The sequence below is a fragment of the Vibrio sp. E150_011 genome (assembly GCF_053544015.1).
In genome coordinates this window covers 91,716-113,488 of the sequence record NZ_JBHFOL010000001.1, presented here as the reverse complement: position 1 = coordinate 113,488, position 21,773 = coordinate 91,716, and the positions used below count along the sequence as shown (strand labels likewise).

Sequence of the window (21,773 nt, the reverse complement as noted above, 5' to 3'; positions counted from 1 at the left end):
TTCTCAAAAAGTGATGCACACATAAAAAACCGATCAGAATCAATCTATGATAACGACGGATTTAATCTAGTATTAACTCTGTGCCTATTACAAATCATTAATGAGAGCGGTTATGGACTTAAATCTATTAAAAGCATTTGATGCAGTGATGAAAACGCAAAGTGTAAATGCGGCTGCGGATGTACTGAACATAACGGCGCCAGCGATCAGTCATTCACTTAATCGACTTCGTGACCAATACCAGGACCCGCTTTTTGTGAGGCAAGGAAGAGGAATAGTACCCACTAATTTTGCCATAGAGCTACATGCCGAAATACAAGAACCGTTGTCTTTTCTTCTTAATGGGGCTAAATCAAGGAAGGCATTCGATCCAAATGTCAGCCAGCGAACCTTTAGAATCTCAAGCCATAAAGACATTGATCTGTTGATTGTGCCACCACTAACGAATTACAAGAAACAACATGCACCGAACATTAACATCAAAGCAGATGTTGAACATCTTGATGAACAAGACCGACAAAATGACTTAATTCGCCGTAAAGTGGATGTGATTTTGGCAACCGTTCCATTGCAAGACCACGGCTATCATAATCAGCTTTTGTTTGAGCAGGAGTTATTAGTTGCCGTTAGGAAACAGCATCCACGAGTGCAAACAGAGCTAACATTAGATAGTTTTGTTAATGAAGCTCATATAATTTGGCGAACGGAAAGGTTGAATACGCTCTTGCTTGAGTCCTTAGCGACAATGACGCTACCAGAAAGAAAAATTGCGTATGCAACTGGATCGAATATTACGGCGCTAGCGCTCACCGCGGAAACTGATTGGCTATGCGTTACCAGTCAATGGCATGGAAAAAAATACGCTGATGCGCTGGGTCTCAATACTTTCCCTGTCCCTTTTGAAACAAAGAAAGTGCCGGTCTATATGACGTGGCATCACTCTCAAAATAAAGATACGGGTCATGAGTGGTTCCGACAAGCAATTGTTGCGGCTGTTGAGGAAATCTCATTGCTGCTAGAGCCTGAAAAGGACTTATGATGTAGGTGGTGTTTTCTTCCATTCTGGCCGTCTAGTGTCACTATATAGATAAGGCGAAGTCTATGTATTAAGCGACATGGGTCTGCAATTTGGGTCATGCGCTTATTTATTTTTGATTCGCTAACTTTAACGGAATATGGGACTTTGATTTTACTATAAAAATATAACGTAAAAGATAAGTTTCATTTCAATCAGCATTTAAACCCTTGAAACCAATACATCGATAAACAGCACTTAATTGGCTTTTTAGCCTCATTCTATCGCTCAATATTCCCCCTAAATGTAGCATGTAGCCATCTATTCTTTGAGAACCATGCAAATGCGCTACACACGATTCATCACATTGGCTCTTTTCAGCTTGTTTAGCTTCCATTGTCTTGCGGTTAGTTTTACCGATCCCGTTGATAATAAATTAGACATGGGAGAATACCTTGCGGAAAACGCTTACGGTTTTTTGCCGGTACCGATCGTTATAACAGAACCCGCATTGGGATATGGCGGCGGAATGATGGGCGTATTTTTGCATGAATCAGATAGCCAAAAAGCCAAGCGTAAAAAAGAAGCACAAAAATCACTTAATGGTGGTGCAAAATTATTGACGCCGGGAATTAGCGTTGTAGGTGCATTCGGAACACAGAATGGCACGTGGGGCGGCTTTGTCGGTCACCGTCAAACCTGGAAAAAAGACAGTATTCGTTATCTGGGCGGCGCATTTTACGGTGATATTCATATGAATTTTTACACGCCTTTGGCAGGAGCTGATGCTGATGGGTTTGAGATGAGCATGAATGGTGGTGGTGTCATGCAAAAACTACAATTTAGGATTGCCGACACGCCACTTTTCCTTGGGTTCACCCAGCAATTTGTGAAGCCCAAATTGAGTATTGTCGATGCAGACAAGATTAATCACATTGCCACAACCTGGTTAAATACCGACCCGAATGTTTCTGGGTTGGGCCTGATTGCGGAATACTATACGAGAAATAGCTTCCTATATCCAACCGCTGGTGGAGATTATATCGCGAAATACCAAGTCTACGACGACAGTATCGGTAGTGACTATGACTATCAAACCTTCAAAGTACAAGGTGTTCAATATTTTCCATTAGCAAAGCAGTGGGATGGGGCGATAAAGGCTCAATACAATACATTATCTACTGATGAACGGCTATTACCTCCCGCAGCTTATCCCGATATTGAACTTCGAGGTATTGGTCGAAATCGCTATCAAGGTACATCAACTGCGTCAGTGGAAACTCAAGTGACTTACAAGATAACGAACCGTTGGTCGACATCACTATTTGGTGGCGTTGGATCGGCAACGGATGCTACGGACGAGCTTTTTAAGGATGACCGTCATTACAGCTACGGGACGGGGGTGAGATATCTTATTGCCCGTCGATATGGCTTGCGAGTGGGCATCGATATTGCAAAAAGCGAAGAAGATCGAGCCGTGTATTTTCAGGTAGGGACGGGGATTTAAGTGGCAATGCTGAGCGTTAGCGAGCGAGGCTGAGAAAGCGTACTGTTGTGCGTGTTTAACTTTATGAATATTGGTTAAAAGGTGGGATATGAGAATTGATGAAGTATACCTATATGACACGCTAGAATGTCGTGTTTGTAAACAGCGAGCAACAATAACTAATCGAAGTGTTGGTACCATGAGCTGTTGTGGGGAAGTGATGGCAAATGTGACGTATGAACGCATCAGGGGTTTTGTGAATAAAACGCTATCTGATAAATTGACGTTGATCGCTACACTTCGTTTCTTAGATAATCAATTAACGCATCATCGGCATTGGGTCCACTACCATTCTGCAATCGACTCGATTATTGAAAGAGAAACAGGAATAACGAACCAGTTGCTCATAGAGGGCATAGAAAGTAGTCAGTCAGAACCGAATGTAACGAAACAAATGATGGAAATCATTGATGACCTCTATCTGTCCTCGTTAAATTTATACCCTTGGTATGCAAGCATGGCGAGTCGAGAGTCAAACAACTTAGCCCAAAAATTGTTTTTAGCAGCGGGAGTTTCTGATAAAGAAAATATTAAGGTGTTAGAGTCCATTCTGTATAGCGTCGAAGATATTGAAGTAGAAGAGCAAAGTGATTAATTATCATGCTTGTAAAGCAGCATCGTTCAGTTTTCAATGAGTTTTATCGTTAGTTCTTTAAATTAAAGATATTTAAAGTGCCATTCATGCCCTCTATGTGGCGCCGTTATGATAATAAACTTAATAAGTTGGAACGTTCGCGATTGTATGAAATGTAAGCTATACGTTGTTATGCAGGATGCAAATAACGATAACGTGTAGAGGTCTCTATGACAGCGAAGTATGGTGTTAAACGCCAATTAGCAGTACTAACCGTCGCCATTATGGGTGCGACAAGCAGCATGGCAGCAGAAAAGCCAAATATTCTTGTAATCTGGGGTGATGATATCGGTCAAACGAACGTCAGTGCCTACTCATTCGGCTTAATGGGGTATAAAACACCGAACATCGATAGTATTGCAAAAGAAGGCATGATGTTTACCGATTATTACGCCGAGCAGTCTTGTACCGCAGGTCGTTCTACTTTTATTACTGGTCAAAGTGTGTTGAGAACGGGTTTAAGTAAGGTGGGGTTACCAGGCGCCGATATTGGCCTACAGGCAGAAGATGCGACCATTGCTGAATTACTGAAGCCCATGGGGTACATGACAGGTCAGTTTGGTAAGAATCATTTAGGTGACAAAGATGAGTTTCTGCCAACAGCACATGGTTTCGATGAATTTTTTGGCAATCTTTATCACTTAAATGCAGAAGAAGAGCCTGAGAATATTGATTATCCTAAAGATCCCGAGTTTAGGAAGAAGTTTGGCCCGCGTGGCGTAATTAAGTCGTATGCGGATGGCAAGATTGAGGATACGGGACCACTCACGCGTAAGCGTATGGAAACCGTCGATGAAGAAACGTTGGAGGTCGCTCTGGATTTCATGGAACGAGCGGTTAAAGCAGAGAAGCCATTTTTTGTTTGGTGGAATGCGACTCGGATGCATTTTCGAACCCACGTTAAAGATGAGAATCTAGGTAAAACGGGTATCAGTTACTACGCAGATGCGATGGTTGAGCACGATAGCCACGTCGGTGAGTTATTAAAACAAGTGGATGACTTGGGCATCAAAGACAATACCATTGTGTTCTACTCTACTGATAATGGCCCACATATGAATTCATGGCCAGATGCAGGGACAACACCATTCCGAGGTGAGAAAAATACCAACTGGGAAGGCGCATATCGAGTACCAGCAATGGTTCGCTGGCCGGGTAAGATTGAAGCCGGCACCGTCTCTAACGAGATTATGCATCATATGGACTGGATGCCTACATTTGTCGCCGCGGCAGGCGATGATCAGATAAAAGAAAAATTGCTGAAAGGCCATCAAGCGGGTAATAAGACCTTCAAGGTGCACCTTGATGGTTATAACTTCTTACCTTATTTAACCGGTGAAGAAGAGAAGGGACGTCGCTCGGAAATTTTCTATTTCACAGATGATGGTGACCTGGCTGCGTTGCGTTACAACCAATGGAAAGCGGTATTTATGGAGCAAAGAGCAACTGGGACGATGCAAATTTGGTCGGAACCGTTTGTGACATTACGCCTTCCTAAATTGTTTAACTTACGTATGGACCCGTACGAAAACGCAGACATTACCTCGAACACCTACTACGATTGGCTTCTTGACCATGCGTATATGTTTGTCCCCGCGCAAGCGTATGTGGGAGAATTCTTGCAAACATTTAAAGAGTTTCCACCACGCCAAAAAGCGGCGAGCTTTAGTTTAGATCAGGTAATGGAGAAGCTTCAGGAATCGCCTAATAAATAGCAAGACAATGTAAATTCAACGTATAAAAAGAGCTCGTGAGAGCTCTTTTTTGATTCCCATAACAATTTATATCGACTAAGCCGCTAATTATTTGTCTAACAAAGAAAAATTACTCTATCTTTCACTATGTGAACATTATAATGGCGTAGTAACCGACGCTTAAAAACGCGCATGAACAAGGATAGTTATGAATTCGTTTAGTTGTAGAATATGGTCAATGTTGGTGTTTTTTGGCGCTTTAGCGTTACCCCTACCAAGTGTCGCTGTGTCTGTGTCGCAAGCCGAATTTGTTGGTAGTGACATGTGTATTGATTGCCATCAAGAGGAGTCAAAGGCTTGGCAGGGGTCTGACCATGATATGGCGATGAAACATGCGTCAGATGACAGCGTGTTAGGTGACTTCAATGACCAAACTATTCTACATAACGGTAAGCCTAACCGGTTCTTTCGAAAGGGCGATGAATTTTGGGTCAATATTGAAGGACCTGACAGCTTGTTTCATGATTATCAAATTACCTATACCTTCGCTTTTGATCCTTTGCAGCAGTATATGGTGGAATTTGATGATGGCAGAGTACAGCTGATTCCTTTTGCTTGGGACTCAAGAGATAAAAACGAAGGTGGTCAGCGCTGGTTTAATCTTTATCCAGATACGACGGTTAACGACGAATTTTATTGGACGAACACCGGGCAAAACTGGAACTTTATGTGCGCCGATTGTCATTCAACCAATCTCGAAAAAAACTACGACAGTGCAGCCAATACCTATAATACCACCTGGTCTGAAATCAACGTTGGATGTGAAGCTTGTCACGGGCCCGCAAGTGAACATATTAAGCTTGCGAAAGAAATCGACGCTCAACCCAACTCACCAATCCCTGCGCATTTTGGGTTTAATCGAGACCTATCGCAGTCGGTGAAAGAATGGGTATACCAAGAAGGCAAGACAACGTTACAACCGAAGGAAATTTTCGATACTCACCAAGTGAAAACGTGCGCTCAGTGCCATAGTCGTCGTACTCAGCTAAATGAAACCGGTGATCATGTTCAAGATTCTTTTTTTGATCGATACCGCTTGAGTCTTATTGCACCAGAGCTTTATCACAATGATGGGCAGATTTACGACGAAGATTATGTCTATGGGTCATTCTTGCAATCGAAGATGGCTGAGAGCGGGGTGACATGTTCCAATTGTCACGATCCACACAGTACTAAGCTAAAGATACCGGAAGAAGCGGTGTGCAGTCAGTGTCATATTGCCTCTGAATATACACCAGAAAAACATACCTTCCATTTACCTAACACCGAAGCCTCTAAATGCACAACCTGCCACATGCCGGAAACAACTTATATGCAAGTTGATCCACGACGCGATCATAGCTGGCACGTGCCACGAGCGGACCTGAGCCAACATATTAATACCCCAAACGTATGCACGAGTTGTCATGAAGGTGAAACTAACCAATGGGCGGATAAACACATTGGTGAATGGTTCCCCAACTCTAGTTATAGGAATCAACAGCACTTCTCTGTTGCATTCTACGCTGATGCCATTGGGCATCAATCAGCACCTGACGCGTTGGCCTATTCCTCACAAGATTCGAGTCTGGCGAATATCATTCGCGCCTCAGCGCTTGAGCGGATGGCCGGTAATACCGGACAGAATACACTCATATCATTGGGGCGAGCGGTCAAACATGAGAATGAAATGATTCGTCTAGGCGCCGTTGCGGGGTCGTCAGGGTATTCGTTTGCTGATCGTTGGCAAATACTTGAACCATTGCTTAATGACTCTGTATTGTCGGTACGAGCAGAAGCTGCTGGTGCATTGGTTCCTGGTTGGAGCGAAATGAACCCAGCACAAAAGGACGTGTTAAAAGCCCCACTTGACGATTACATCGCCATTCAAACATTTAATTCCGATAGGGGGTTTGGACGAACGAATTTGGGTAACGTTTACCGCAGTCTAGGTGACGTTCAACAGGCGATCGACTTCTATTTAGGCGCAATCGCAATAGAACCTTATTTTGAGAACAGCTATGTCAATTTAGCGGATTTGTATCGTTCGCAGCGAAACGAAAAAGCGGCAATCGATATTTTAAGGCAAGGTATGGCTGCGCAGCCTGAATCAAGTGTTCTACCTTATAGTGCTGGCTTAGCCTCACTACGAGCGAAAGATTACACACAAGCGAGCCAGTATTTGAAGCTGGCCGCACAAAACGCTCAGAACAATCCACAATATTGGTATGTTTACGGACTGTCGTTGGAACGCAGTGATGTACTCGCAGCGGCCAAGGCCTTGGAAACCGCCTATAAATTGAGTAAAAACCCGCAGCATGTGTATGCGCAATGCGAAGTATTGGCGAGGAACTACACGGCAGGTTCGGTCGCTGAGTCTTTCGAGCGCTGTATTAAAGTATTAAGTGCGATTGCGCCTCCCAACGTTGTAGAGCAATTAAAATCGCGTGTTAAGTACTAGGACAGTAGATATCATAAATAACCTTGTGATTTTATTATAAACAGAGACCACTCTGTTTATAATAAAATAGTGCTCATCGTTTACTTGGCCTAAACGATGAGCACTATTTGCTACGGCGGAATGTGGTCGTATTGCAATATTTACTATGATGATAACTTTTTTTGTATATGTTGCAATATTCTTAACCTGTTGATTTTGTAAGTATTTTAATATTTCAATTTACTATTTTAGTGTGTGTTTGCATTTTTGATGGATCGAGTCATTCAAAATGTAGTTAACGATTTATTCTTATTTTATTACTATCGTTCGCAGTTGGTTTAGGTGCTTAGAATAATTTTATTCACAGAGTAAATTAACAAAGAATGTATAAGAAATATTGTTATTTAAATAACGTTAATAATTTATGTAATCGAATAGGTAAATACAATGTCACAAGAAAAACACTCTAATTTGAATTCATTTGAACAATTTAATATCGAACTACCTGAAACATTTCCTCAAGAAGGCATGGCAGCAAGAGCAGCTGCGGCGTTAGTAAGAAGTGAGTGTTGGACCGATGCCAACCCGAATTTAAATCTTTCGTCGTTTGTGACAACCTTTATGGAACCAGAAGCGGCTGAGATCTTCAAGGATGGTTCATTTAGAAACTTTGCTGACCCAGATATGTACCCACACACCAAAGCAACTGAAGCAAAATGTGTGAAGTGGCTTCATGAGCTTTGGAATGGTCCAAGCGATGTTGAAGCTTACGGTGCTGCGACGATTGGTTCTTCGGAAGCTTGTATGCTGGCTGGTCTTGCGCACAAATGGAACTGGCGTCAAGCGCGTGAAAAAGCGGGTAAAGATACAACAAGACCCAATATGGTAACAGGTGGTAATGTTCAAATCGTTTGGAAAAAATTCCTTAAATATTTTGATGTTGAGCCACGAATTGTACCATTGAAGCCAGGCCAATACAGACTAACCGCGGAACAACTTGATGAATACGTTGATGAGAATACGATCTGTGTTGTTGGTATTGCTGGTCAAACATTTACGGGTGAAGACGATGACTTCCAAGCGATCCATGACTGGCTAGATGACTATGAAGCGAAAACAGGTGTCTCGATCCCAATGCACATTGATGCGGCGTCAGGTGGCTTTGTAAACCCGTTCTTATATCCTGATTATGAGTGGGATTTTCGTCTCCCACGTGTTCAATCGATCAACGCTTCTGGACACAAATTTGGTTTAGTTCCTCCTGGTCTTGGGTGGATTATCTTCCGTGAACGTGCGGTTTTCAATGAAGACCTTGTATTTTACGTTAACTACCTCGGTGGTGAAGCGGCGACGGCAACCCTGAACTTCAGTAAGAGCTCAGCAACGGTACTTGCCCAGTATTACAACTTCGTACGACTTGGTAGAGAAGGTTACACAAGTATTATGAAGAAGACGCTAGAAAACTCTGAATATATTCGTGACCGCTTATTAGCGACAGGTAAGTTTACTGTAATGAATACGACTCAACGTATTCCGGTGGTTGCATTGACGCTTGATAAGTCTGTCACAAACTACAACGAATTTGATATTTCAAATAAGGTTCGTGAGCGCGGTTGGATCCTGTCAGCTTATTCAATGCCGGCAAATGCAGAGGAAGTTAATAGCCTGAGAATCGTGGTAAGGCCACACCTAAATAAAGATGCTGCAGACATCCTTATCAAAGACATTGAAATGGCTTGTGATTACCTTGAAGAGCACGGCGGTAATGCGACGCCTCCGAAGCTGCATGACCTTCACAAGGTTTCATCAGGCAAATGTTAATTCATAACGGCTAACACATTAATGGTTAAGAAGGAGTAATTCGTTTATTTCTTCTTTTAATTATCTCTACAGGCAGCATGGTACTATGACCACACCTACAAAAATTGCAGGGTACTTGTCTCACCCTCCAAAACATATCATCAGTTTAATATTAGGACTCTTCACCCTTGCGTCACTATTCTTTGGAAGTGCATATGCGTCTTCCGTTGAACCTGAGTCATATAGTGGAATCGCATGGGCGTTAAATTATTTAGCACAAAATCCGTTTGCATATCTATTCCTTACCCTTGCGATTGGCTACCCTCTAGGGCGTATTACCGTCGGTGGTATTTGCCTGGGCGCTACAGCAGGCACCCTAGTTACTGGGATATTGATTGCTCTAGCGTCTAGTGCACTTTACGGAATTGTTTACGACATTCCAGGGTTGGTAGAAGACATTTTTCTAATGCTCTTTATGTATGCGCTGGGTATGCGAGTTGGTCCACAATTCTTCTCTGGCCTTGCTAGAGGTGGCGTTGATTTCCTAGTCATTGGTTTAATTGTTGTTTTCTCCAATTTTCTTATCGTCTTTTTGGGCGCAAAAGTGTTGGATCTTGGGCCGGGATATGCCGCTGGTATCATTTCTGGTAGTTACACTGTAACTGCGGTAATGGGTGTGGCACAGTCAGCCATCACTAGCGGTGCGTTCAAATTGCCAGAAGGCGTTACCGCCGATATGGTGGGTGCAAATATGGCAGCGGGCTACGCAATTAGTTACGTTCTGTCTTCGGTCTTTATTATTCTACTGATCAAGTATTTACCGAAAATGTTTGGCCATGATCCTGTTGTTGAAGCAGCAAAAGCAGAAAAAGAGTTTGCTGGTGGTGAAGACGGTGGAGCTCTACCGGGTACGGAGGGAGCGTCAATACTTGGTTTCACCGATAAACAAATCCGCTCGTACGTAGTAGAACACGAAGAGTTAGTGGGTAAATCCATCAGCCAATTGTTTGCCATGAACCCACACGCCACCATCTTAAAAGTGGTTCGCGGTGATGCCGTGATTGATGCACATGATAATCCTCAGCTACAAATGGGCGATATTGTCGGCGTAATGGGTGACTATAGTCTGTTGTTGAAAGGAACAGGTACAGTTGGCCGAGAAATCTCAGAGCCAAAAGCAAGAATGGTTGATATCGAAGTTGCTGATGTGCACGTAGGTAAAAGTGAATACGCAGGAAAAACACTCGAAGAATTAGGTTTAGAGATCGGTTTTGGTATCCACTTGAAATCGATGTTCAGAGCTGGTGTTGCGATCCCTCACTTACCGAAAACCATCGTCGAAAAGGGTGATGTGCTGCGTCTAGCGGGTCCCAAGTGGTGCGTTGATCAAGCCGCTAAGTCACTAAAGGCTGTGCCAATTGTAGAAAGTACCTACAGAGGGGTTTGTTTCATGTCTATTGCGCTATTTTTTGGCTTTGTGATTGGTCATGCGAGCGTAGAGATAAGTGGTATACCTTTTGCGCTGGGCACTTCAGCAGGTTGTATGCTAATGGGTATTTTGATTTCTTGGTTGCGAACACGAAACCCTGATTTCGGCGGCCCAACCAGTGAAGGTGCAAGAGCATTCTTGAATGATATTGGCCTGAGTTTATTTGTTGCGGTACTTGCAGCTGGCGTGGGTCCTAAAATCATGTCTTCGTTCCAAGGTAGTATCGTGATTTGGATTGTAGTGCTTGGATTGCTTGGTGCGCTCGTTCCTCCTTTCTTAGCGTGGATATACGGTTACTACTTCAGAAAAATGAACCCAGTGGTTCTGGCTGGTGCTTGTGCCGGAGGAAGAAACAGTACACCAGCATTGAATGGTATTCAGGAACTATCACAAAGCGGTATTGCGGCTGTGGCATATCCTGTGCCTTACGCGCTCACCTCCGCGATAGTTCTAATCCTTGGGTATATTGCGATGGTGTTCTCATAATTAGGCGCTTAATGGCGTAAGCCAAACCTTGTCTATATTCATCATTTATCTACCGTAGCAGCGCACAATATTGTGCTGCTACGCTTCTTTGTTTACGGATTTGGATACAAACTATGACTGACACGTTGCGTATCGGCATTGCTATCAACGTAATGAGAGCTCGTTTAACGGTTGTTGGCTTTAATATCGCGATCGTATCTTTTCAAATCTCAGAATTACTCAACATGAAAGGCGGTATTTCTGTACCAGGTTTAACTCATACGGTGCACTTTAGAGCCGATATGGCGCTGTTTTTATCGCTAGCTTGCTCCTTACTGGCCATTGTGGCATTTTTAAATTCTTGCGCGATCGACGACACGGGAACGTGTGATCACTGGTCTTTTATTGTCGGCGATTTATTGATGTATTTTGGTTTGGCGAATGCGGTAACCGGCTTTTTTGCACCACTGAACGAACAATTCTTGCTGGCTATTCAGCTCGCTCCTTCCCAAGAAATCCAAATAACAATATTCAGAAAAGCCATTTATTACCTAGGCGCAACCGCATGGTTTGTTACCCTTTATATTGGACCATTGGTTACTCTCATCCGTTCGCCATTCCCTAAAACAATTAACCGTTACTTAGGCTTAAGCTACATTCTAATGCTTGCTGCAATAACTTGGCTCAACTATCAAGCTTTTGTCTTTGAGGCCTTTAATACTCAAACGAAAGGCTTGGCAATTCCACATTATTTGAGCGAATTGTTTCAACCCATTGTGTGGTGAGAATTGACATAACATGTAATGTATCCTTGCCAATCGCCTTCTCATTATAGGTAAAGCAACGATGTAACGATCGGTAACGCTGAAACTAGCGTATGACCAAGCCAGTTGCAATTGGCGAAATGATTTGCGGTCAAGGTACTTTTACTCACCCCTTAAACTATGCATATCGTCAGCCCGAAAAATGACTAGTGGCACGAGTCCACTAGCACCCTAATTAGGGCTCGGGATGTAAATACTGGAGCCTAGAGTTATGGTTCGGGGCCGAGGTCATTCTCGATTTCATACACGTTACGCAAATATGTTGATTGAGTAAGAGCTAAATGAGGTACAAAGCGTTCATAACGAAATCAAGGCACTTGTTCACAGGGCTATTATCCACCTAGTTTGAGGCTAATCTAGCGTGATTCATGTTCATCTACTTTCATTGCATGTTGCGATGAGGAAGCATTTCTAAACTTACGAAACTCAAACCAGAGCGCCATAAATACGCAGCCGGTAATAAAAGCCAATATGAAATTTCGGTCATCCATGACGCACATCTGTAACAGATCAATTGCGTCGTTCATGTGTTGCCTTGTTGATTTAATAATTAAGAAAACGAACTTTAGCTTAGGCGGGAGTGAGAAACGAATTACGTACTATCAAATATGTAGATAGATGGCTGAGTACAAACTTGTTTGCAGCTTGATATTGGACGTAGACCTTTACCTTTTATGAGTTTACCCAATAGTTACAATGGCAAGAGAGCACATCTCGTTCGTCAGTTGTTTATCAAAAACAATAAGTTATTGAACAAATACTCTGAATTGATAGTTTAGTTAGCATCAATATCCGTCATATGTACTATTAGAATATAAAATTCTGCGTGGTGATTATTTGTTATAAATCAGTTATAGGTCACCTTTCTTATCCATAGCATCCTTTAATTCATGATCGAAAACGCAATTCTCCTCAGTCGTATGTGACCAAATTATCATTTAGTCGAACCCCGAGTAATAATTTAATTTGTCTTACAATATAGTAAATGCAGATAAGGAGATTATGTATGAGAAACGCGAAAGCAATAGCTTTAGATGCAATCGAACTCACCAAACCGTCGATTGAGCGACTCTTTGAACGAACGAATCGCAAAGAGCTTCACATTGTTGTTATGGATCCAACTATCAAACCGTGGGAAGCCTCATTCGAGGAAGCCATTTTAGTGGAAGTATCATTAGGTAACCCTACCGAATGGACAATTCCATTCGATGAACTGGCAAAGAAAAAAGCCCACCAAGCGTGGCGAAATTCATGCCCTAACATGCAACTTCAAACCCAACACCCTTCATCACTTAGAGAGGGCGATGTGCTGTTCTACGGCTCGTTCGTCTATGGCGATATAGTGGTGGCATGCAGTGGAGTAGAGCAATGGTACGACATGCTAGTGAGCAGTTGGATTGCTTTAGCCATTGAACAGATCACAATCAGTGAATACCAAACAATAAAAACCAATACCCCTACACAACAAACACGATAATAGGTCAAAAGGTCATATTATGAATAACTTACTAAAAAAACTCTTTATCACTGCCGGTATTATTCTTTCTACATCTGCCATTGCAGCGGATTACCCAAGTAAAAATATACGCCTTGTTGTCCCGTTTGGCGCAGGTGGTGGTACAGATGCGGTTGGCCGTACTCTGGCAAACTCAGCGAAAGATGTTCTGGGCCAAAACATCGCGGTCATGAATCGCACAGGTGGTGCCGGAGCGGTGGGAATGAGCTTCGGTGCACAGCAACGACCTGATGGTTATACGCTGACTGTAGTGACTCGTGAAATTGCATCGCTACCACAAATGGGCTTAATGCAGCATGACGCTGATGACTTCCGTTTGATTCGTATGGTTAACCTAGACCCAGCGGTCGTATTAGTCTCCGCTGATAGCCCTTATAACACGATTAATGATCTGATTGCTGAAGCGAAAAAAGGAGAAGGGAAAGTTAAGTTTGCTTCAACAGCTGCGCCTAATTTCTACTTAATGGCTCTGGAAAAAGACCAAAATATCAAGCTTAATGCGATCCCTTACAACGGTGCGTCAGAGGCGATCCCGGCAGTACTGGGTAAACACACCGATGTAACAATGGTGACACCTGGGGAAGCCATTGCTCAACTGCGTTCCGGTCAACTCAAAGCACTCGGCGTAATGTCAGAAGAACGTATTGCTTTCATCCCAGAAGTTCCAACTCTTAAAGAGCAAGGCGTTGATGTAATCACAGGTACATGGCGTGGTATTGGCGCTCCTAAAGGCACGCCAGATGAGGTGATTGAAACGTTAGGCAAAGCGTTTGACCAAGCGATGGCTTCTCCAGAGTTCATTGACTTCATGGAGAAAGGTGCAATGACAATTCATAATATGGACGCACAAGCGTTCACAGAATTTGTCGACCAAGATTCAAAGTCGCTGGGTAAACTAATCCAATAGCATGTCATCAAGCAGGAACGGTTATCGTTCCTGCTTTTCGTTTCTCATTCTTACGTATTTATTGAGGCGGATATATGAAAGATCGTAATATCGTATTCCCTTCTCTTATGATCATATTCAGTGTATTAGCGCTTGTTGTCATAAGTCAGTTTAATGAACCACGCTTTCAAGACGCGAGTGTTGACGCCAAGTTCTTTCCTATGGTGGTGAGCATCGCCATCATCATTATTTCCATTGCTTTGATGATTCAAAGTAAATTAAAAAACAGCATTCCACAAAATCTATCCCCCGTTTTCACTAAGTTATCTATTTTTGGGTTTTGTTTCCTTATCGGTTATGCCGTATTGATTAGTTTCATCGGTTACCTATACGCAACGCTTTTCGCGTTCACGTTTTATCTCGTTGCATTTAAGATCACTAAGCCACTTTATTATTTAATCGCTTGGGCATTTGTCTTTGGCATTTATTATTTATTTGGCGAAGTGTTTGTAATTTCTTTACCCGAAGGTTCGTTGTTTTAGGTGACCGCTATGTTAGAGCATTTAATCGGTGGCCTGTCGGCCACATTTAGCCTTGCTGTTTTCCCCGTCCTAGTCTTCGGTGTACTTGGCGGTATTATCTTGGGTGCGTTGCCTGGACTCACGGCCACGATGGGGGTGGCTATTTTACTGCCATTCACGTTTGGTATGGAGCCGACCGCTGCACTTGTCATGCTTATTGGTGTTTACATCGGCGGTATTTATGGCGGATCGATTGCCGCAATCCTATTAAAAACACCCGGAACCCCTGCATCGGCAGCGACGGTGCTGGATGGGCATACCCTAGCAGCTAAAGGGCAAGCGGCGAGGGCACTCAGTATTTCAGCCGTTGCTTCCTTTGTTGGTGGCTTGATCAGTACGATAATTTTAATCGCTATCGCCCCATTACTTGCCGATTTTGCATTACGATTTAACGCACCTGAGTATTTTGCTTTGGCGGTGTTCGGTCTGACCATTATTGCTAGTGTCTCCGGTAAAAATATCCTTAAAGGGTTGTTAGCCGGTGCCATTGGTTTACTTATTTCAACGGTCGGTTTGGACCCAATAAGCAGTGTTCCTCGGTTTACATTTGGTGTTATGGATTTGTATAGCGGGATTAATGTTATTCCTGTGCTGATTGGTTTATTTGCACTTTCAGAAGCGCTAAATCAGCTTGAAAAAATACTGTCTGAGAAAAAGGTTGAGCGACCTAAGTTTGACCGTAGCTTGATGAGTAAGAAAGACCTCAAAGATATGATGCCAACCGCAATAAAAAGTGGTTTATTGGGTACATCGATTGGGTCTGTGCCAGGCGCCGGTGCGGATATTTCAGCGTTTGTTTGCTACAACGAAGCGAAACGTTCTTCTAAAAATCCAGAAGAGTTTGGTAAAGGTTCAGTGCGTGGTTTAGCGGCGGCTGAAGCCGGAAATAATGGCGTAACAGGTGGTTCATTAGTGCCTTTACTTACGCTTGGTGTCCCTGGTGATGCGGTTGCCGCTGTGCTGTTAGGTGCATTGATTGTTCAGGGTTTAACGCCAGGCCCATTATTGTTTGCTCAAAACCCCGAAGTGGTTTACGGCGTCTTCAGCTCTATGCTGGTAGCGAATGTCGTTATGCTATTGATTGGGTTGCTCGGTATACGCTTCTTCTGCCGTATTATTGAAGTGCCAAAAATGCTGATGATTCCAGTGATTATCTTCCTTTCAATTGTCGGTGCCTACGCAATAAATAACGCAATGTTTGATATTGGTATTGCGATTGCGTTTGGGTTCTTAGGGTTTGTGTTGGGTAAGTTGGAAATCCCGTCTTCACCAATACTCTTGGCTATTATCCTTGGACCTATGGCGGAAACTAACTTGCGGAAGTCTCTACTAATGTACGACAATAGTTGGTCGTTCCTCTACGAGCGGCCAATCGCACTTGCCTTCATTGTTTTGGCTGTGTTCTCTGTGTACTCAACCTTAAAAATGAAAAAAAAGCAGGAACTTCACTCCACGTGATATAGGTATTGTCGGATGAATGGGGGAGGTTAATTAAAAAGTTCGGTTGCTTTTTGTTACCCATGCTTGCGGTGATGGTACCAACAGGTTGTAAAGGAGAAACCGAGTATATTTTGATAACCTAACATCGCCAATGTACTTACCAGGCAGTTTTAGCGATTGGTTACTAGATGACTCTTATCAATTGGAATATGTGGGAGCCGATAGTGCTTGAAGGGGGGGAATGGTAAAAAATGTTCAACGCGAAGGACTATCGACAGGGTATGAACTTTTGCCGATGAAAGCACCTGTTTTGATACGTCAGTAATAGCACTATTTCATTAAAATGTTAACGCCAAGGGGTTCCCCTTGGCGTTTAGGCACATATTGATCGCGTCAAAATGGAAAAAGCAATATCTCTATTTGGAGATGAACGTCGTCATATTTATTGTGTAGGAGGGTTTAATAGCCCTTCCATGGTACTAGACGTTTTTCTAAGTAACGCATGAACAAGTCAAAGCTGTAGGCGATGATACCTATCATGACAATCCCAGCTATTACCACGTCTGTAACCAGAAATTCCGCCGCGTTAAGTACCATAAACCCGATCCCAGCCTCTGCTGCGACCATTTCACTCGCGACCAACGTCGTCCATCCAAAGCCAATCCCAATACGCAGGCCAGTTAAGATCTCGGGCATCGCGCTTTTAATAATAACGTGATACAAGACTTGTGTTTTAGACGCCCCCATAGAGTAGGCGGCTTGAATTTGTTCGCTGCGAGCAGAGTTGACGCCAGCGCGAGCACTAAGAGCGATCGGTGCGAACATAGCAAGATAGATGAGAGTGATCTTACTTGTTTCATCGATACCCAGCCAGATAATAACCAATGGCAAATATGCCAATGGTGGTAATGGTCGGTAAAATTCGATAAGTGGATCAAAAATACCGCGGACCCAAACGTTTGAACCGATCAAAATTCCGATAGGTACTGCAGTTATAACCGCGAGAATAAAAGCGCCAAACACGCGGCTGAGACTTGCCGTGAGGTGCTCACCGAGAGATACACCAGAGAAGCCGTGGATGGTTAAATCAATAAATCGATCGAATACTGCAAAAGGAGAGGGCAAAAACAGTGGCTTGACCATCCCAAATTCAGTCACGAAAGCCCAAAGACCAATAAAGAACAAGCTTGAAGCTACTGAAATAAGCTTGGAGTTACCTTGTCCCGGTTCGCCGTAATAATTACCTGGTGTCAACGTACGTGTTTTGATCCACTGAATCAATAGATAAAATGGAGGAGTATTGTGAATCTTACTTGCTTCTTGCTTAGGACCCGTCGTCTTTGATGATTGAAATTGTGATGAACTTTCGTTTAGCACGTTATTTTGATTAGGCGCCATTATGTCGTGGCTTGGCTTTAATATTGCTTCATTCATTACGCGACCTCCGCGGTTTCATCTTGGTGAATAATTGATAAGATCCGTTCGCGCATCTCAATGAAATCGGGTTGAGATTTGACTGCGCGAGCATCTCTACATTCTAAAAAACGGCGATTGAAATCTAATTCGAAGCTGTGCGTGATACGACCCGGCCTTGGCGACATAACGATAAGACGAGAGGCCATAAACAAGGCTTCTTCAACGCTGTGAGTAATGAAGAACATCATTTTGTTAGTGGTTTGCCATGCATCGAGGAGTAATTCTTGAAGGGTTTCACGTGTGAGCGCATCTAACGCGCCAAGTGGTTCATCAAGAAGTAAGATGCTAGGGTCATTAGTAAGCGCTCTTGCAATACCAACTCGTTGCTGCATACCGCCTGAGAGTTGATAGATCTTACTGTGGTGGAAGTCTTCGAGCCCGACTAGTTCTAGGTATTTTTTGGCTCGCGTAATTCGCTCTTCTTTATCAACACCTTGCAACTTAAGCCCAAAAGCAGTGTTTTCTAGTACGGTTAACCAAGGAAACAGTGCATGCTTTTGGAACACAACCCCCCGGTCAGCGCTTGGACCAAGGATCTGGTCGCCGATATCTTGCCCTAACGTAACTCTTGGTAATCCTTCAACCTCGGAGTTACCGAGAGTTAGGTATCCATCTGTTGGGGAAATGAACCCAGCCATTAGATTTAACAAGGTTGTTTTTCCGCAACCCGATGCGCCAAGTGCAACGACGAGTTCTCCTTGTTCAATCTGAAGGTTAACCCCTGATAATGCAGTAACAGGGTCTCCTCCCTGGCGATCTTGATACACGACTGAGACATCTTTAATCTTCAGTGTTTTTGCTAGAGACATGGGTTAATTCCTTATAAGACAAATAGTTTATTGAGCGTTGGGGGGATTATTTATTGTTTTTCTTTTGTCTTCTCGACAAATGATGGATTCACGAAGACGCTGTAGTCAGGTTGCAATGCAGAGATTTTTTTCTCTTTAAGTAGGAATTCAGAGGTTGCTTTGAGTGCTTTTGTTGCGCCCCCTTCTAAGCCACAACCTAGCCATTGACATGATAGTTGCGTATCAACATCTAAAAATTCGTACAAACTCATCGCTTCAACGACGCCATCTGGATCGCCGCCTACTATTTTTGCCACCGAGATTGCAATTGGGTTATCAGCATTGAAGGTTTCTTTCTCCGAACGGTATTGCTCATCAACAGATGCCAATACGGTTAGAAATTTTGTTAAGAACTCTTCGTTCTTCGCCATAAACTCTTTGCTAGCAATCATTCCATCAAATGTCGGTGTGCCCCATGCACTTAGCTGTTTTGAAGTAATGAGTACATGTCCATCTTGTTTGATTTTTCCTAATGCGGGATCCCAAATAAAGGCACCATCAATATCGTCACGCAACCAAGCTGCCATAATCGCGTTGGGTTGCATGTTGATAAGTTTTACGTCTTTTTCTGATAGGCCAAATTGTTCAAGGGCAAACAGCATATGAAAGTGAGTCGTGGATACAAAAGGAACGGCAATACGCTTGCCGCGAAGATCGGCGGGAGAAGCAATACCGCTGCTATTTTTTACTACTAGAGCTTCCGCGTCAGCGATGTTTTCCATCACCCAAATTAGCTCCATTTCAACGCCATTGCTGGCAGCACTCGCAATAGGGCTCGAGCCTGCTACGGTCATGTCTACTGCGCCCGCCGCCATAGCTGTGATGGCTTTGGCACCGGAATCAAACTTACGCCATTTGATCTCATAACCTGTTTCTTTCTCGACCAATTTTTGATCAATCGCATACTTCATCGGATTGAACATGCTCTGGTAGCCAATGGTGACCTCCTTAGCAGCAAAGGTACTCATTGAACACACTAATGTACCGAGTAATGTAGTGATTTTTATCCAGTTTAATGTTGAGATTTTCATGGTCACTTCCTTATGTATTTGATGACAGCACCACAATAAGAGGAAGTGTGGCAGGGATGTAGTACCAGAATGTTTTCTTATTGGTCCAAGGCTGCACCAAAGCCAAGCACCAAGGTAGTGCTTGGCTTTGGATATAAAATAGCTCAGAAGTCTAATGATGAAATGCATCTCAATCGCCAATTTATGTAGAAGAAATTGAGTTCCTTTCAAAATATGGAATGAAGTCAGCCGAGAAAAAAGAGATAGAAAGTGAGCACATAAAAAAGCCCTCGACTAGAAAGACAAGGGCCATTTTTTGTTCGGATTATTCGTCGGTAGCGTTTGACTATTAATTAATCTGGAAACACATACCGACCTCAGGCAGCTTGTGTATTCGAAGGTAATTAACCTCTGTTTATTGGATGAGCTGGTGATTACAATTCACTAAACGCTTCATCTAAAATGGTAATAATATCATCGGCCTCTTTACTTGATATGGTTAACGGAGGACTGAGGCAAAGGGTGTTGTTAAAAGTTTCGAATGAACGATTTGTTCGCCCAATAATCAAGCCTTTTGACATGCATAACGCTGCGAACTTAACTAAAGTAGATTCATGGACAGGCTGCTTAGTTTGTTGGTCTTTGACAAGTTCCATACCTAAGAACAAGCCTTGTCCACGAACGTCACCAATGATGGGATATTTTCTTTTTAATTGCTTGAGTTGTGCAAATAAGTATTCACCGATGTGCGCGGCGTTCTGCACCAAGTTCTCTTCTTCAATGATTTTAATATTTTCTAGCGCAGCGGCAGGACCAATGGTGCACCCACCAAAGGTACTAATGTCTCGAAACGCATTATATTTGTCGTCAGGTGCTTGTTTGAAACAGTCAAATATTGCTTCTGTTGTGACGGTACATGAGATAGCGGCATAAGCTGAGGCAACCCCCTTGGCCATGGTAACGATGTCTGGCTTAAGACCGTAGTGTTGATAGCCAAACCATTTACCGGTTCTGCCAAGTCCACATACTACTTCATCGACATGAATGAGGATGTCGTATTGACGGCAAATGCGTTGAACCTCGTCATAGTAACCTGCAGGTGGTGTAATGACGCCTCCTCCAGCGGTAATTGGCTCGATAACAATCGCCCCAACGGTATCGGGACCTTCTTGAAGAATTACTGACTCTAATTGTTGCGCCGCTTTGACGCCATAGTCATCGATGTCACCAAATTGACTGCGGTATTCACAGCAGTGTGGAAACTCAACAAAACCAGGAGTGAATGGGCCGTATTGCTTGCGGCGTTCTTCTTGGCCTGTAGAGCTCAAACACGTGATGGTCGTACCATGGTAGTCTCTTTCACGATAGAGAATCTTATGCTTTTTCCCGCCGTATTTTTGGTGCGCGATTTGACGAACGATTTTATATGCCTTTTCGTTGGCCTCTGAGCCGGAATTTGAGAGATACACCCGACTCATGCCAGGCATTTTTTCTATAAGTTTGTTGGCGAAGGCTGCCAATACCGGTGTGCCAGCAGTGCCTGCAAAGAAGTTAAGCTTAAGTGCTTGATCGCGAATAACATTTGCAATTCTTTCTCTGCCATAGCCAACGTTGACACACCATACGCCACCCGATGAGGCATCTAAGTATTGTTTGCCGTTAATGTCCCATACATGGATCCCTTCGCCATGAGACATGACAAGCGGGTCATGTTTTTCCAACGTCGCATGCTGAGTGAGATGATGCCATACGTGTCGTCGGTCCCAATCGACTATTTGTTGTTTTTCATTGGTATCCGCATTGATGAAATTAGGGGTAGACAATCCATTTTCCATAATCGTTCTCCTTACTAGTGTTAGAACACGATAGACAAGGTCAGTACTAATCCAGTAGCGCCAGTTGCATCTATTTATGGGGACAGATAGTTATTGATGTTAGGGGGGCTGATACTAATTGATGGAATGTGGCATGGTTCATGGCTAGAGCTAACCGTTTAAATAGCCAGACGATCTGATATCGAAACTACGATCTCCGCCGTAAAAAAATGGGGGATAAAATAAGCTATGAAAC

At 43.3% G+C, this 21,773-nt stretch carries 16 protein-coding genes; 12 read left to right on the top strand and 4 right to left on the bottom strand.

Going from position 1 to position 21,773, the window contains the following annotated elements; translation table 11 throughout:
• Positions 1 to 112 precede the first annotated feature (112 nt).
• The 12 genes from ACE1OE_RS00350 (at position 113) to ACE1OE_RS00295 (ending at position 16,387) form a co-directional block, all read left to right on the top strand.
• The gene (locus tag ACE1OE_RS00350; protein WP_372061752.1) at positions 113 to 1,039 is read left to right on the top strand and encodes a LysR family transcriptional regulator; all 927 of its coding nucleotides are present in this window, start codon (positions 113 to 115) and stop codon (positions 1,037 to 1,039) included.
• A 313-nt stretch (positions 1,040 to 1,352) separates the two neighbouring features.
• The gene (locus ACE1OE_RS00345; RefSeq protein WP_449209702.1) at positions 1,353 to 2,522 is read left to right on the top strand and encodes a glyceraldehyde-3-phosphate dehydrogenase; all 1,170 of its coding nucleotides are present in this window, start codon (positions 1,353 to 1,355) and stop codon (positions 2,520 to 2,522) included.
• A gap of 88 nt (positions 2,523 to 2,610) precedes the next feature.
• Positions 2,611 to 3,156, top strand: coding sequence for a hypothetical protein (locus ACE1OE_RS00340; protein WP_449209701.1), 546 nt, complete (start codon positions 2,611 to 2,613; stop codon positions 3,154 to 3,156).
• A 209-nt stretch (positions 3,157 to 3,365) separates the two neighbouring features.
• Positions 3,366 to 4,910, top strand: a complete 1,545-nt coding sequence (locus tag ACE1OE_RS00335; RefSeq protein ID WP_102469338.1) for an arylsulfatase — start codon at positions 3,366 to 3,368, stop codon at positions 4,908 to 4,910.
• A gap of 217 nt (positions 4,911 to 5,127) precedes the next feature.
• Entirely contained in the window at positions 5,128 to 7,389 is a 2,262-nt protein-coding gene (locus tag ACE1OE_RS00330; RefSeq protein WP_449210092.1) for a multiheme c-type cytochrome, read from the top strand.
• Positions 7,390 to 7,815: 426 nt separating this feature from the next.
• Complete coding sequence (locus ACE1OE_RS00325; RefSeq protein ID WP_372061757.1) at positions 7,816 to 9,189, top strand: glutamate decarboxylase; 1,374 nt, start codon at positions 7,816 to 7,818, stop codon at positions 9,187 to 9,189.
• Between the two features lie 229 nt (positions 9,190 to 9,418).
• The gene (locus tag ACE1OE_RS00320) at positions 9,419 to 11,143 is read left to right on the top strand and encodes an aspartate:alanine exchanger family transporter (RefSeq protein ID WP_449210091.1); all 1,725 of its coding nucleotides are present in this window, start codon (positions 9,419 to 9,421) and stop codon (positions 11,141 to 11,143) included.
• A gap of 113 nt (positions 11,144 to 11,256) precedes the next feature.
• Positions 11,257 to 11,907, top strand: a complete 651-nt coding sequence (locus ACE1OE_RS00315; protein ID WP_449209700.1) for a hypothetical protein — start codon at positions 11,257 to 11,259, stop codon at positions 11,905 to 11,907.
• A gap of 1,045 nt (positions 11,908 to 12,952) precedes the next feature.
• The gene (locus tag ACE1OE_RS00310) at positions 12,953 to 13,423 is read left to right on the top strand and encodes a hypothetical protein (protein WP_102469333.1); all 471 of its coding nucleotides are present in this window, start codon (positions 12,953 to 12,955) and stop codon (positions 13,421 to 13,423) included.
• Between the two features lie 19 nt (positions 13,424 to 13,442).
• Entirely contained in the window at positions 13,443 to 14,369 is a 927-nt protein-coding gene (locus ACE1OE_RS00305) for a tripartite tricarboxylate transporter substrate binding protein (RefSeq protein WP_372061762.1), read from the top strand.
• A gap of 74 nt (positions 14,370 to 14,443) precedes the next feature.
• Positions 14,444 to 14,890, top strand: coding sequence for a tripartite tricarboxylate transporter TctB family protein (locus ACE1OE_RS00300; RefSeq protein ID WP_102469331.1), 447 nt, complete (start codon positions 14,444 to 14,446; stop codon positions 14,888 to 14,890).
• A gap of 9 nt (positions 14,891 to 14,899) precedes the next feature.
• Positions 14,900 to 16,387, top strand: a complete 1,488-nt coding sequence (locus ACE1OE_RS00295; RefSeq protein ID WP_102469330.1) for a tripartite tricarboxylate transporter permease — start codon at positions 14,900 to 14,902, stop codon at positions 16,385 to 16,387.
• A 441-nt stretch (positions 16,388 to 16,828) separates the two neighbouring features.
• On the opposite strand, the gene ACE1OE_RS00290 is transcribed toward ACE1OE_RS00295, so the two are convergent.
• The 4 genes from ACE1OE_RS00290 to ACE1OE_RS00275 form a co-directional block, all read right to left on the bottom strand.
• Positions 16,829 to 17,803 (bottom strand): ABC transporter permease subunit, encoded by a 975-nt coding sequence (locus ACE1OE_RS00290; protein WP_449209699.1) that lies wholly within the window; start codon positions 17,801 to 17,803, stop codon positions 16,829 to 16,831.
• On the bottom strand, positions 17,803 to 18,654 hold the full coding sequence (locus tag ACE1OE_RS00285) for a taurine ABC transporter ATP-binding protein (protein WP_102469329.1): 852 nt from the start codon (positions 18,652 to 18,654) through the stop codon (positions 17,803 to 17,805). The genes ACE1OE_RS00290 and ACE1OE_RS00285 overlap by 1 nt, the downstream gene beginning before the upstream one ends.
• A gap of 50 nt (positions 18,655 to 18,704) precedes the next feature.
• Positions 18,705 to 19,724, bottom strand: a complete 1,020-nt coding sequence (gene tauA, locus ACE1OE_RS00280) for a taurine ABC transporter substrate-binding protein (RefSeq protein WP_372061766.1) — start codon at positions 19,722 to 19,724, stop codon at positions 18,705 to 18,707.
• Between the two features lie 413 nt (positions 19,725 to 20,137).
• Positions 20,138 to 21,538, bottom strand: coding sequence for an aminotransferase family protein (locus ACE1OE_RS00275; RefSeq protein ID WP_372061767.1), 1,401 nt, complete (start codon positions 21,536 to 21,538; stop codon positions 20,138 to 20,140).
• Positions 21,539 to 21,773: the final 235 nt, after the last annotated feature.

Coding starts and splice junctions, on each gene's coding strand:
- ACE1OE_RS00305 (WP_372061762.1), top strand. CDS start 13,443: ATGAATAACTTACTAAAAAAACTCTTTATCACTGCCGGTATTATTCTT.
- tauA (WP_372061766.1), bottom strand. CDS start 19,724: ATGAAAATCTCAACATTAAACTGGATAAAAATCACTACATTACTCGGT.
- ACE1OE_RS00285 (WP_102469329.1), bottom strand. CDS start 18,654: ATGTCTCTAGCAAAAACACTGAAGATTAAAGATGTCTCAGTCGTGTAT.
- ACE1OE_RS00345 (WP_449209702.1), top strand. CDS start 1,353: ATGCAAATGCGCTACACACGATTCATCACATTGGCTCTTTTCAGCTTG.
- ACE1OE_RS00275 (WP_372061767.1), bottom strand. CDS start 21,538: ATGGAAAATGGATTGTCTACCCCTAATTTCATCAATGCGGATACCAAT.
- ACE1OE_RS00350 (WP_372061752.1), top strand. CDS start 113: ATGGACTTAAATCTATTAAAAGCATTTGATGCAGTGATGAAAACGCAA.
- ACE1OE_RS00315 (WP_449209700.1), top strand. CDS start 11,257: ATGACTGACACGTTGCGTATCGGCATTGCTATCAACGTAATGAGAGCT.
- ACE1OE_RS00330 (WP_449210092.1), top strand. CDS start 5,128: ATGTTGGTGTTTTTTGGCGCTTTAGCGTTACCCCTACCAAGTGTCGCT.
- ACE1OE_RS00295 (WP_102469330.1), top strand. CDS start 14,900: ATGTTAGAGCATTTAATCGGTGGCCTGTCGGCCACATTTAGCCTTGCT.
- ACE1OE_RS00325 (WP_372061757.1), top strand. CDS start 7,816: ATGTCACAAGAAAAACACTCTAATTTGAATTCATTTGAACAATTTAAT.
- ACE1OE_RS00310 (WP_102469333.1), top strand. CDS start 12,953: ATGAGAAACGCGAAAGCAATAGCTTTAGATGCAATCGAACTCACCAAA.
- ACE1OE_RS00290 (WP_449209699.1), bottom strand. CDS start 17,803: ATGAATGAAGCAATATTAAAGCCAAGCCACGACATAATGGCGCCTAAT.
- ACE1OE_RS00300 (WP_102469331.1), top strand. CDS start 14,444: ATGAAAGATCGTAATATCGTATTCCCTTCTCTTATGATCATATTCAGT.
- ACE1OE_RS00340 (WP_449209701.1), top strand. CDS start 2,611: ATGAGAATTGATGAAGTATACCTATATGACACGCTAGAATGTCGTGTT.
- ACE1OE_RS00335 (WP_102469338.1), top strand. CDS start 3,366: ATGACAGCGAAGTATGGTGTTAAACGCCAATTAGCAGTACTAACCGTC.